The sequence below is a fragment of the Phaeobacter sp. B1627 genome, assembly GCF_006265095.1.
GTDB lineage: Bacteria > Pseudomonadota > Alphaproteobacteria > Rhodobacterales > Rhodobacteraceae > Epibacterium.
In genome coordinates this window covers 1-12,548 of record NZ_VCNK01000047.1, presented here as the reverse complement: position 1 = coordinate 12,548, position 12,548 = coordinate 1, and the positions used below count along the sequence as shown (strand labels likewise).

Sequence of the window (12,548 nt, the reverse complement as noted above, 5' to 3'; positions counted from 1 at the left end):
CTATTTTTAGGGGGGATTACCCGGGGGCCCGACGCCAGGGGGCCGGCGCGGCGCAACGCCTGGGCCAGGGCCGTCAGCAACTCATTTCGCGGCACCGGCTTCATCAGGCGAATATCCTCGGGACGCAGGCCGTTGCCGTGCACCGTGGCCTCGCTGGCGTAGCCGGACATGAAAATCATCGGCAAATCCGGGTCGAGTTTCCGCAAAGCCTGTGCAAGATCCGTGCCCTGCAAGGTGCCCGGCATGACGATGTCGGTTATGAGGGCATCGAACTGTGGCCGGGCGCTGTAGATCGACAACGCTTCGTCCCCGCTGGCCGCTGCCGTGACATCGAACCCGGCAGATGTCAGTGTTGACACCAGAACCTCGCGCACTGCTGTCTCGTCTTCCGCCAACAGGATCCGCAGACCATTGGCCTCCATGGACACGCGGCCAGGAGTTGCCTCGGCAGAGTGGCTTTCCTTCGCATTGGTCGCGGGGAAATAGAGCTTGAAGGTCGTGCCCTGGTTCTGCTCGGTATAGACCTGCACCGTGCCGCCGGACTGTTTGACAAACCCCTCGACCATGGACAGCCCGATCCCCGATCCTTCGCCCGGTCCCTTGGTGGTGTAGAATGGCTCAAAGATCCGGTGTAACGCCGCGGGAGGAATCCCGCACCCGGTGTCACTGATGGCAAGCATGACGTAGCGGCCGGGGCGCAGCTCCTGGTCGCGACGGTCCACATAGGCTTCGTCGATCCGCACATTTGCGGTTTCAATGGTCAGCTTGCCATGCCCGTTCATTGCATCACGGGCGTTCAGCAACAAATTCAGGACCGCGCTTTCCAGCGAAGCCGCATCCAGCCGGACCTGCCAGAGACCGGCCAGAAGCGACGTCTCCAGATCGACGGTGGCAGGCAGGGCCCGGTGCATCCAGGTCTGGGCATGGCGGACTACAGTATTGAGGTCCAGAGGCTCGGGATCCAGCCGTGCGCGGCGGGCAAAGGCGAGCATACTACGCGTCAACTTGGCCCCGCGCCGTGTGGCTTCCAGACCCGCAGCCACCCTGCGCTGTTGCTCCGGATCGTCGAGGTCTTCTGCCAGCAGCTCCAGGTTGCCCATGATGACGGCGAGCAGGTTGTTGAAATCATGCGCGACTCCGCCGGTGAGCTGACCGATGCTTTCGAGGCGTTGCGCCCGGTTGGCCAGCTCGGTCTGGTGCTGCGCGTCCTCCAGGGCCAGAACCTCCTTGGTCACATCCACCACCACGCCATCGACCCGGAAACGATCCCCGGCCATCATCGTGGCAGAGCCGTGAAAGTCGATCCAACGGCCGCGAGATTCGGTGCGGTTGTATATCTGTGCGCCGGTGCGTGCCGCCTCATAAAAGGCCTGCCCGTCGGCTTTGACTTCGGTCAGGGACTTTCCTGCATTCAGAATGTCAGGGTCGTCATAGGCCTGCTGGGGCTCTATCCCCCAATATTCACTGGACTTTCTGCTCAGGTACAGATGCTTCACCGCACCTTTGGGCGACCAGATGCCCTGATAGATCACACCGGGCATATTGTTCGCGACGGCTTCCACCCGGCCCAATGCTTCGGTTTGGGTGGCTGCCATCTGACGGAGCTCGGTCACATCGGAAATCGCGGTTATCAGCTCCCGCTCGCCGGTCTCCGGGTCCAGGGCGCTGCCCAAATTCACCAGCACATGCCGGGTTTCGCCGTCGGACGGGCGGATCACACGACACTCCAGAACAGTATGGTTCAGCTTTTCGGGGAACAGGGTTTCGACGATATATCGGACGCGCTCGATGTCCTCGGGGTGAACGGCCTTCCACATATCCCTGACGGGAATGGGGCCGGCGGTGTGGGTGTCGAGGCCGAAGATTTCGAGACAGACGTCATCCACATCGATGAACTCGCTGCTTTCCAACCGGCTGGTCAGCCCGATGCCCGATGTGCGCAACGCCAGGTCCAGCCGGGCGGCCATTCGTATTCTTTCGTTGGTCTGCATGGCGAAACGATGCGCCAGAGCAATGGCTTGCCATGTCACGAGGATGGAGAGGATGCCCAGACCGAACACAAACCCGACGTTGAACAGGATGGTTTCGATCGTTTCGCCGTTCGAGGTAAACAGCCCGAGGGTGATGATCGGCACCGTCTGAAACGCCACATAGGCGACGATCATTCCCCAGATGGCGGCGCCGCGAACATGTGGCCACTCTCTGGGGGGGAGGAGCACCCGGACACCCAGTCCGACCAGGATCAACCCGACGTGCATGAGGGTGCCAATGATCAGGGCAGGCGCAGGACCTCCCACCGATAGTCTGTAGAGGATGCTCAGGCAGCTGGCCACCAAGGCGCCAAGCGGTCCACCAAGGTACCCCGCAAACAACAGTGGGCCGGGTTTTGCGGATACTGGCGTTTTCAGATCCTGAATTTGAAACGAGCTCAACCCCAGAAAAATGATCAGAACCCCCACCGTCAGGCCGAACAGGGCCCCCCGCAGCCCAGGGCGCCGCCGGATCTTGCTTGATGCGAATATGATATAGAAAAACAGCCCCGAGATGGTCAGAGCTGACAGGCTCTGGATCGCAGGAACGATCAAATCCGGTCTCCGGCCAGGGCAGGGGGGCGTCGGGGCAGGTCACCGGCAGCCCCCTCAGGCGACGATGGCCATTGGGGGGTCCGAGAACCGGTCAACTGCCGACACCTGCTTTCGATCCGAACCTGAGGAGATGCTCTTCTTCTTCGGCAAGGATGCTCAGAAATTCGGCTCTTTCGATCGGTTTGAAAATATTTCGCCCGACACTCATATCCCGCGCCATTGCAATTAATTTTGCGGCGATCAGATTGGCGCTGTCTCCGCCCGACATAAACCGAACCCGCAACGGGCGCGGATAGTCGCAGATCCGTTCTATGGCTTCGATACCATCAACAACCGGCATCATCACGTCAATCAGAAGCAATCCGGGCTCGGAGCCTGCTGCCACGACGTGCATCAACTCGGCACCGTCGCGACAGGTTTCCACGGTCCATCCTGCCCGACTGCAGTAGGTCGCAAGCAATTCGAGGAATTCCCGGTTGTCGTCGGCAATGATAACATGCGGCATAACACTCAACATCGCTGTTTCTGTTCATTACACTGCAAGCCTATCACCTTGTGGGGAAATGTATACACGTGAGGTCTGCCCGGAGGTTGAGTCGGGCGCGAGAAATGATCAATTGACGCGAAAATATCGCCGAGCGGCCCGCCATATCGCGGTCTGGGCTGCGTCTGGCGGGCGACTGGGGGCTCTCCACTCCTTGTTCGCCAGAGGTCCGCCAGAGTGGGACGCGCAGGTTCGGTGGATCAGTGGTTCAGGGCCACCCCGATAGGGCAGGCTCACTTGCCTGGCGATCGGACGACAGCGCAACGTTTTGAACTCCGGTGCAGCCCAGCCCTAACCAACGGCAAGGCACCCCACGCGGGCCAGGTCCTGGAGGCGCTCAACGCCTCCCTGTTGTTTGCCTCCCTGCCGTTTGGCTCCCTCTGTCGAGTGCCAAAGTGACAGGGGCACAGCAGCGTCAAGCTATGGCAGGCGAGAATCGCGACCGGGCGGGGGGCTTTTTCTTCTGCCGTCTTCCGGCTTTATCCGGCCTGCCCGGTCATCTGCGCCGTAACGGTCACGGTGCGCCCTTCTGTCAGCGACAGGTTGGCGGCCTCGGCCAGAGCCAGCGCATTGACGCCGTCCTGTACGGTGGCAGGCATGGGGGTGTCATTGCTCAGCGCGTCCACAAAGGCGGCCCATTCGGTCTCATAGGCGCGCATGTAGCGTTCCAGGAAAAACAGCTGCGGTTTGGCAGACTGCACCCCGGCGGTGGTGGATTTGCGCACCGTCGTCTCCAGCTGGTTCTCCACCGACAGCATGCCCTCGGACCCCAGAAGCTCCAGTCGCTGATCGTAGCCAAAGACGGCGCGGCGCGAATTGCGGATGGTGGCAATGCGCCCGTCGCCGTAGTGCAGGATGACAACGGCGGTGTCGATATCGCCCGCTGCGCCAATCTCGGGGTCCACCAGGCAGGAGCCGGTCGCGGTCACTTTATCCGGCAGGCCGAACAGCCAGCAGCACATGTCAAAGTCGTGGATCATCATGTCCCGGAACAGGCCACCCGAGACCTTGACGTAGCTGACGGGCGGCGGGGCAGGGTCATAGGAGGTGACCGCCAGCAATTCGCCCTTGCCGATTTCTCCGGCCACAAATGCCGTGCGCAGACTGGAAAAGTTGGGGTCGAACCGGCGATTGAACCCCATCATGACCGGCCGGCCGGAGGCGGCGACGCTGGTGCGGACCCGGCGCGCGCGCTCCAGATCAAGATCGATGGGTTTTTCGCAAAAGACGGCCTTGCCTGCCGCGACGCCGCGTTCAATGAGGTCCGCATGGGTGTTGGTGGAGGAGGCGATGAGGATAATGTCGATGCTTTTATCCTCCAGGATCTCCGACGCGCTGCGCACCGTGATTCCATGTTCGGAGGCCAGCGCCTGCGCGGCCTCCTCCATGACATCGGTGACGGCGACCAGGCGCGCGCGCGGGTCGGATTTGATCGAGGCGGCGTGGACCTTGCCGATCCGGCCAGCGCCAAAGAGAGCGACGTTCAGGGTCATGTCAATCCTTTCGGGACGTAGGAGTTTTCGGCCGGACGCAAGCGCGTTCCGAAGGCGCCGCCGACGATCAGAAGCCGGGCGTGGCGCAAGGTCGGGGGAGGCGCGGCGCGACAGGCCTGCGCATGCGCCTTGCCCATGCCGCCGCTGCCGATTAGGCCTAGGCCCAACGTGTTCATAGCTGACACCCCAATCTGAAAATATCGGAATATTTGTTCCATTCACGTCATTACTCTTCTAGCATAGCCTGTCAAGAGGGAGTTCAATCTTGGAAGATCACAATCAGGGTGCAGAGGCCGCGCCGACAAATATCTCGGAATTGCTGGCGCGGCTAGACCGCATGTCGGCCACCATGCCCAAACGGCTGCGGCAATGTGCCGAGTATCTGCGTGCCAACATCAACCTGGTTGCGGTGACCACGGTGGCGGATATGTCGTCGGCGGCCGGTGTCGCGCCTTCTGCTTTCATGCGGTTCTGTCAGGCGCTTGGCTTTTCAGGGTATTCCGAGATGCAGGCGCTGTTTCGCGCGGAATATGCACAGTCCCGGCCCGACTATGCGGAGCGTCTCAGCCATCTGCGCGCGCGCGGCGGAAATGGCAGCGCGCGCCTTCTCGCGGACTTTGTCGAGGCTGGTCACAAGTCGCTGGTTTACCTGTCTAATATGACGGATATGGAGGTGCTCTCCCAGATGGTCGATCGCCTCGATCAGGCGCGCACGGTGCATCTGGTCGGCATGCGACGGGCCTATGCTGTGGTCAGCTACATGGGGTATATGCTGCAAAAGATGGGCGTGCCCTGCGTGGTCCACAGCGGGGCGGCGGGGATCGAATTCTCGGCCACTATCCAGCCGGGTGACCTGGTGTTTGCTGTCACATTCGCGCCCTTCGCCCCCGAGACACGCAGCCTTGTCGAGGCCGCCCATCGCTCCCGGGTGCCTGTCCTTCTTCTGACCGACTCTGCGGATTGCCCGCTTGGCAAGATTTCCGAAGCGCAGCTTGTCGCCCGCGAGGTAGACGTCGGCGCCTTTCGGGTTCCGACCGCGTCGATGACCATTGTCACCACCATTGCCGTGGCGCTGGGGGCCGCGCGAAGTGACGCTGGGTGAAGTTTTTGTTGCTTTATTGAAAAATGGAACATAAATTCCATTGAGAGCGCGAATAGAATCGCGTCGTTTCGTGGAGGATGCGCTGATCGGCCCAGGGTCGTGACGCCATAGAAGCGGCCAGGCCGGTACCGGGCGAGGAGGATCGCCCACACGGCCAAGGCCCAAACGGTCAAGGGAGGACACATGACCAATTTCGTAAAAATGGCTGCCACGGCAGTCGCACTTGCAGTGGCCACGCCGGCTCTGGCACAGGACATAATCGTGGTCTCGCACGGGCAGGCCAACGACCCGTTCTGGTCAGTGGTCAAGAACGGTGTGGACAAGGCAGCCGCAGATTCCGGCGCCACCGTGGATTACCGCGCGCCGGAGACATTCGACATGGTCGCGATGAGCCAGCTGATCGATGCGGCCGTGAACCAGGAACCCGATGGTCTGGTGGTGTCGATCCCCGACGCCGATGCGCTCGGGCCGTCAATCGAACGCGCCGTCGCAGCGGGCATTCCGGTGATCTCGATGAACTCCGGGTCGGATGTCTCCAAGGGGCTTGGCGCCTTGCTGCATGTCGGTCAGGATGAATTCGACGCGGGCAAGGCCGCCGGCGAAAAGCTCGCATCGATGGGCGGCTCTGTCGGCATCTGCGTCAACCAGGAAGTCGGCAATGTCTCGCTTGATCAGCGCTGTGCGGGCTTCTCCGAAGGGTTCGGCGGCTCCGTCGATGTGATCCCGACTCAGAACGATCCGGCCGAGGTCGAAGCCAAGGTCAAGGCGGCTTTGGAATCCAACCCCGACATCGACACGATCATGGGGCTTGGCGCATCGCTCGTGGGTGAGCCTTCGATCGCGGCGGTTGAATCTGCGGGCCGCACCGGTGACATCAACATCGCCACCTTCGATCTGTCCGCAGGCTTCCTTGAGGCCGTGGACGAAGGTCGTGCGGCATTCGGGATCGATCAGCAACAGTTCCTGCAGGGCTATCTGCCGGTCATCTTCCTGGCGCTGAATGCCAACTACGGGCTGATCCCCGGCGGCAACGTACCCTCGGGCCCGAACCTGATCACGCAGGACAAGGCGGCTCAGGTGGTCGAGCTGTCGGCGCAGGGCATCCGCTAACCTGGCTACGGCCAGACCGAGTTGCACAGTATTGGGCCGCGGTGCGTTCCGCGCCGCGGCCTCTTTGCATTCAATCTTATTCTGTGGGGGGCAGCTATGACCGATGTAGCCCAGATCGTTGCCGACGAACGGCTCAAGAAGGAGTCCTTTGGCGCGCGGCTCATGAAACGCCCGGAGTTGGGCGCAATTGCCGGCGTTGTTCTTGTCACCATCTTCTTTTTATTCACCGCCGACAGCGCCATGTTCACCCTGTCGGGGATCATGAATTTCATGACACCTGCGGCCCAGCTCGGCATCCTCGCCATTGGCGCGGCGATGCTGATGATCGGTGGCGAGTTCGACCTCTCCATCGGGTCGATGGTGGCCTTTGCCGGGTTGATCTTTGGATCCTGCGTGGTGACCTTCGGGCTGCCGCTGCTTCTGGCGATCCCGATCACCTTTCTCTTTGCGGCCCTCGTTGGGGCGGTCAACGGCTCCATTGTGCTGCGGACCGGATTGCCGTCCTTCATCGTGACGCTGGCCTTTCTCTTTGTGTTGCGCGGTGTGTCTCTTGTGGGTCTGAAACTCGCCACCGGCGGCTCCACCCAGCTGCGCGGCGTGCGCGATGCCATCGAGGGCGATTTCCTGACGCCGCTGTTCTCGGGTGATGCCTTTTCCGGTGTGTTTGCCTGGCTGGCCCGCATCGGCGTGGTCGAGACCTTCAAGAACGGCACGCCCAAGGTGCCGGGCATCCCGGTCGAGATCCTGTGGTTCATCGCCATCGCTCTGGCTGCGACCTACATCCTGCTGCGCACCCCCTACGGCAACTGGATCTTTGCCGCCGGTGGCGATCGCAATGCGGCGTCCAATTCCGGTGTGCCCGTGCGCCGGGTCAAGATTGCGCTGTTCATGCTCACCGCCTGCTGCGCCGCTCTTGTCGCCATCATCACCGTGATGGACTCCGGCTCGACCGATGCTCGCCGTGGCTTCATGAAGGAATTCGAAGCGATCATCGCCGCGGTCATTGGCGGCTGCCTTCTGACCGGTGGCTACGGGTCCGCCATTGGGGCCTTCTTCGGGGCCATCATCTTTGGCATGGTTGTCATCGGCCTCAGCTATACCAACTTTGATCAGGACTGGTTCCAGGTCTTCCTGGGCGGCATGCTGCTGATCGCGGTGCTGTTCAACAACTACATCCGCAAGCGCGTGACGGGGGAGCGTTGATATGGGCAAACCTATCATCCACATGGAAAACATCGAAAAGCATTTCGGCAATATCATCGCCCTTGCCGGGGTCAGCTTTGATGTGGTGCCCGGCGAATGCCATTGCCTGCTGGGCGACAACGGGGCCGGGAAATCCACCTTCATCAAGACGATGTCGGGGGTGCACAAACCCACCAAGGGCTCGATCACGCTCGATGGCAAGCCGATGAATTTCGACAGTCCCCGCGATGCGATGGAGGCCGGCATTGCCACGGTGTTTCAGGATCTTGCCATGATCCCGCTGATGTCGGTCACCCGCAACTTCTTCATGGGGCGGGAACCGACCAAGGGCAGCGGTCCCTTCAAGCGGCTGGACATCAACACCGCCAACGAGATCTGCGTCAATTCCATGCGCGAGATGGGCATCAACCTGCGTGGCCCCGATCAGGCGGTCGGCACCCTGTCCGGTGGCGAACGCCAGACGGTCGCCATTGCCCGCGCGGTGCATTTCGGGGCCAAGGTGCTGATCCTGGACGAGCCGACCTCGGCGCTCGGGGTGCGGCAGACCTCGAACGTGCTGGCGACCATTGACCGGGTGCGCAAACAGGGGGTGGGCGTGGTCTTCATCACCCACAACGTGCGCCACTCCCTTGCCGTGGGGGACCGCTTCACGGTGCTGAACCGGGGCAAGACGCTGGGCACGGCGGCGCGCGGCGAGATCACCGCAGAGGAGCTGCAGGATCTCATGGCCGGCGGCCAGGAACTGGCCTCTCTCGAAGGCTCGCTCGGAGGGACTGTTTGATGGCCAAACCGCTGGATCTGATTACGATTGGCCGGTCCTCCGTCGACCTCTACGGTGCGCAGATCGGCGGGCGGCTCGAAGATATGGGCAGCTTTCAGAAATATATCGGCGGCTCGCCCACCAATATCGCGGCGGGCACCGCCCGGCTGGGGCTGAAATCGGCGCTCATCACCCGGGTCGGGGATGAGCATATGGGCCGGTTCATCCGCGAAGAACTGAAACGCGAAGGGGTGGATGACGGCGGCATTGTCACCGACCCTGACCGCCTGACGGCGCTTGTGTTGCTGGGGATCCGCGATCAGGAACAGTTTCCGCTGATCTTCTACCGTGAAAACTGTGCCGACATGGCGCTGTGCGAGGAGGATATCAAAGAGGATTTCATCGCCCGCGCGCGGTCTGTCGTGGTCACCGGCACCCATCTGAGCAACCCGCGCACCGAAGCGGCGGTGCTCAAGGCCCTGGAACTGGCAGGCAAACACGGCGCGCGCCGGGCGCTCGATATTGACTACCGCCCCAATCTCTGGGGGCTGTCGGGCCATGGCGATGGGGAAAACCGGTTTATCGCCTCTGATGCGGTGACGGCGAAGCTACAGGCGACCCTGCATCATTTCGACCTCATCGTCGGCACCGAAGAGGAATTCCATATCGCCGGGGGCAGCACCGACACCCTCGCGGCCCTGCGGGCGGTGCGCGCGGTCTGCGATGCGACGCTGGTGTGCAAACGCGGCGCGGCGGGGGCTGTGGCGTTTGAGGATGCGATCCCCGACAGCCTCGATGACGGCATCGCCGGGCAGGGGTTCCCGATCGAGGTCTTCAATGTGCTTGGCGCAGGCGATGGTTTCATGTCCGGTCTGCTCAAGGGCTGGCTGGACGACGAGAGCTGGCAGACGGCGCTGAAATACGCCAATGCCTGCGGCGCCTTTGCGGTGTCGCGCCACGGCTGCACCCCGGCCTATCCCTCCTGGACGGAACTGCAGTTCTTTCTCAAGCGCGGGATCAGGGAAAAGGCCCTGCGCAAGGATGGCGCGCTGGAACAGATCCATTGGTCCACCAACCGCAAAGGCGACTGGTCGACGATGCGGGTCTTTGCCTTTGATCACCGGATGCAGCTTGAGGATCTGGAGGGCGCCACGCCCGCCCGCATCGGCGCCTTCAAGACGCTCTGCCTTGAGGCCTGCAATCAGGTGGCCGCGGGCAGGCCGGGCTATGGTCTGCTCTGTGACAGTCGGCTGGGGCGCGATGCGCTCTACAAGGCGGCGGGGCAGGGGCTGTGGATCGGCCGCCCGGTGGAGTGGCCCGGCTCGCGCCCGCTGACGCTTGAGCCCGAGATCGGACCGGATTTCGGCGGGCTGTCGGAATGGCCGCTGGACAATGTGGTCAAATGCCTGTGTTTCTATCACCCCGACGACAGCCCCGAAATGAAGGCCGAGCAGGAGGCCGTCGTCACGCGCCTGTTCCACGCCGCGCGACGCAACCGGCTGGAATTCCTGTTCGAAGTGATCCCGTCGAAAGTGGCGGAGGTGACGGATGACACCACCGCGACGATCATCCGGCGGTTCTACGATCTCGGCGTCTATCCCGACTGGTGGAAGCTGGAGCCGATGACAACCGACGCCGCATGGCGCAATGCCTGCCAGGCCATCACTGAAAACGACCCCCATACCCGGGGCATCGTCGTGCTTGGGCTGGCGGCCGATGAGAGCACGCTCAGCGCCAGCTTCAGGATCGCTGCGCGCTATCCGCTGGTCAAAGGCTTCGCCGTTGGCCGTACCATTTTCGGCGATGCGGCGCGGCGCTATATGGCGGGTGAGGCAGAGGATGGCGAGATCGTCAGCGACATGGCTGAGAAATACGCCCGCCTGTGCGCTCTATGGGACACCGCCCGCGACGAAGTAAAAAGGAAAGCCTCATGACCGGCACCCTCCGTCTGACAGCCGCTCAGGCATTGGTCAGATATATCTCGGTCCAGTTGAACGAGGATGGCGTGCCCTTCCTTGATGGCATCTGGGCGATCTTCGGTCACGGCAACGTGGCCGGCCTGGGCGAGGCGCTCTATGGCGCGCGCGACGCGATCCGGACCTATCGCGGCCATAATGAGCAGACGATGTGCCATGCCGCCATCGCCTATGCCAAGCAACAGGGGCGCCGTCGGGCAATGGCGGTGACCTCTTCGATCGGGCCGGGCGCCACGAATATGGTGACAGCCGCCGCGCTGGCCCATGTGAACCGTTTGCCGCTCCTCCTTCTCCCTGGGGATGTGTTTGCAAACCGTGGCCCCGACCCGGTCCTCCAGCAGATCGAGGATTTCGGCGATGGCACCGTCAGCGCGAATGACTGTTTCCGCCCCGTGGTGCGGTATTTCGACCGCATCACCCGGCCCGAGCAGCTCCTGACCGCTCTGCCGCGCGCCTTTGCGACCATGACCGATCCCGCCGACTGCGGCCCCGTCTGTCTGGCCTTCTGTCAGGACGTGCAGGCCGAGGCCTATGATTTCCCGGCCAGCTTCTTTGAGCCCCGCCTCTGGCACCAGCGCCGGATTGGCGCCGATGAAGGCGAGTTGGCGGCGGTCGTGGCAGCCATCCGCGCTGCCCGCGCTCCGGTGATCGTGGCGGGTGGCGGGGTGCATTACGCGCAGGCCACGGACGCGCTGCGCCGCTTTGCCGAGACCCACGCCATCCCCGTCGTGGAAAGCCAGGCGGGCAAATCCGCGCTGGCCTGGGATCATCCGCTGAATTTCGGCCCCGTCGGCGTCACCGGCTCCGCCAGTGCCAATGCGATCTGCGAGGCGGCGGATCTGGTGTTGGGCGTCGGCACCCGGTTTCAGGATTTCACCACCGGCTCCTGGAACCTGTTCCGAAATGCCGGGCGCAACCTGATCAGCCTCAATGTCGCGGCCTATGACGCCATGAAGCATGGCGCGATGCCGCTGCAATGCGATGCGCTGCGTGGCCTCAAGGAGCTGTCGCAGGCGCTGGGTGATTTTGCGGCACGGGCCCCGGATGGCGCGCTGAAGGCTGCGTGGTTTGCCTCGGTTGATCCGCTGACCGACCGGCCCGAGGACGCCAATGCGCTGCCCACGGACCAGCAGGTCATTGGCGCCGTCCAGCGCGCGTCGGGTCCGGACACGGTGGTGATGTGCGCGGCCGGCACCATGCCGGGCGAGTTGCACAAACTGTGGAAGGCGCCGCGTGCGGGGGGCTATCACATGGAATACGGGTTCAGCTGCATGGGCTATGAGGTCGCCGGCGCCATGGGGATCAAGATGGCGCAGCCGGAGCGCGACGTCATCTGCATGGTCGGCGACGGCAGCTATATGATGGCGAATTCCGAACTGGCGACCGCCGCCATGCTGGGCATCCCCTTCACGATCGTGCTGACCGACAACCGCGGCTATGGCTGTATCAACCGGCTGCAGATGGGCACCGGCGGGGCGGAGTTCAACAACCTGCTGGAGCATTCCCACCACGTCACCCCGTCCAGCATCGATTTCGCCGCCCATGCGGCCTCGCTGGGCGCCCGGAGCGTGCATGTGCACAGCATCGCCGAACTCGAAGCGGCCCTGGTCGAGGCCAGATCCGCCTCCGGTCCCTTCGTTGTGGTCATCGACACCGACCCCTATCCCAGCACCCCCGACGGCGGATATTGGTGGGATGTCGCAGTGCCCGAGGTGTCAGAGCGCGACGAGGTCCGCGAGAAACGCAAAGCCTATGAGGCGCAGCTGCGTGCCCGG

10 protein-coding genes are annotated in these 12,548 nt (G+C 62.9%); 6 read left to right on the top strand and 4 right to left on the bottom strand.

Going from position 1 to position 12,548, the window contains the following annotated elements; translation table 11 throughout:
* The 4 genes from FGE21_RS18695 to FGE21_RS18680 all read right to left on the bottom strand — a co-directional run.
* A partial coding sequence (locus tag FGE21_RS18695) for an ATP-binding protein (protein ID WP_139664931.1) occupies nt 1-2,585 on the bottom strand: 2,585 nt, incomplete at its 3' end.
* 91 nt (nt 2,586-2,676) lie between these two features.
* Nucleotides 2,677-3,102: a response regulator gene (locus FGE21_RS18690; RefSeq protein ID WP_139664930.1), complete on the bottom strand. Its 426-nt coding sequence runs from the start codon at nt 3,100-3,102 to the stop codon at nt 2,677-2,679.
* 506 nt (nt 3,103-3,608) lie between these two features.
* Entirely contained in the window at nt 3,609-4,622 is a 1,014-nt protein-coding gene (gene iolG / locus FGE21_RS18685; protein ID WP_176695487.1) for an inositol 2-dehydrogenase, read from the bottom strand.
* Nucleotides 4,619-4,798: a hypothetical protein gene (locus FGE21_RS18680; RefSeq protein WP_139664929.1), complete on the bottom strand. Its 180-nt coding sequence runs from the start codon at nt 4,796-4,798 to the stop codon at nt 4,619-4,621. The genes iolG and FGE21_RS18680 overlap by 4 nt, the downstream gene beginning before the upstream one ends.
* Nucleotides 4,799-4,887: 89 nt before the next feature.
* On the opposite strand from FGE21_RS18680, the gene FGE21_RS18675 reads away from it, so the two are divergent.
* The 6 genes from FGE21_RS18675 to iolD all read left to right on the top strand — a co-directional run.
* The gene (locus FGE21_RS18675; protein ID WP_139664928.1) at nt 4,888-5,724 is read left to right on the top strand and encodes a MurR/RpiR family transcriptional regulator; all 837 of its coding nucleotides are present in this window, start codon (nt 4,888-4,890) and stop codon (nt 5,722-5,724) included.
* A gap of 183 nt (nt 5,725-5,907) precedes the next feature.
* On the top strand, nt 5,908-6,834 hold the full coding sequence (locus FGE21_RS18670) for a sugar ABC transporter substrate-binding protein (protein WP_139664927.1): 927 nt from the start codon (nt 5,908-5,910) through the stop codon (nt 6,832-6,834).
* Nucleotides 6,835-6,930: 96 nt separating this feature from the next.
* Complete coding sequence (locus FGE21_RS18665; RefSeq protein WP_139664926.1) at nt 6,931-8,037, top strand: ABC transporter permease; 1,107 nt, start codon at nt 6,931-6,933, stop codon at nt 8,035-8,037.
* Between the two features lies 1 nt (nt 8,038).
* Nucleotides 8,039-8,818 carry an ATP-binding cassette domain-containing protein gene (locus FGE21_RS18660; protein ID WP_139664925.1) on the top strand — a complete coding sequence of 260 codons (780 nt, stop codon included), beginning with the start codon at nt 8,039-8,041 and terminating at the stop codon, nt 8,816-8,818.
* Entirely contained in the window at nt 8,818-10,731 is a 1,914-nt protein-coding gene (iolC, locus tag FGE21_RS18655) for a 5-dehydro-2-deoxygluconokinase (protein ID WP_139664924.1), read from the top strand. The genes FGE21_RS18660 and iolC overlap by 1 nt, the downstream gene beginning before the upstream one ends.
* The coding region (gene iolD, locus FGE21_RS18650; RefSeq protein WP_139664923.1) for a 3D-(3,5/4)-trihydroxycyclohexane-1,2-dione acylhydrolase (decyclizing) at nt 10,728-12,548 on the top strand (1,821 nt) is incomplete at its 3' end. The genes iolC and iolD, both read left to right, overlap by 4 nt.

Coding starts and splice junctions, on each gene's coding strand:
- FGE21_RS18690 (WP_139664930.1), bottom strand. CDS start 3,102: ATGTTGAGTGTTATGCCGCATGTTATCATTGCCGACGACAACCGGGAA.
- iolG (WP_176695487.1), bottom strand. CDS start 4,622: ATGACCCTGAACGTCGCTCTCTTTGGCGCTGGCCGGATCGGCAAGGTC.
- FGE21_RS18680 (WP_139664929.1), bottom strand. CDS start 4,798: ATGAACACGTTGGGCCTAGGCCTAATCGGCAGCGGCGGCATGGGCAAG.
- FGE21_RS18670 (WP_139664927.1), top strand. CDS start 5,908: ATGACCAATTTCGTAAAAATGGCTGCCACGGCAGTCGCACTTGCAGTG.
- FGE21_RS18665 (WP_139664926.1), top strand. CDS start 6,931: ATGACCGATGTAGCCCAGATCGTTGCCGACGAACGGCTCAAGAAGGAG.
- FGE21_RS18660 (WP_139664925.1), top strand. CDS start 8,039: ATGGGCAAACCTATCATCCACATGGAAAACATCGAAAAGCATTTCGGC.
- iolC (WP_139664924.1), top strand. CDS start 8,818: ATGGCCAAACCGCTGGATCTGATTACGATTGGCCGGTCCTCCGTCGAC.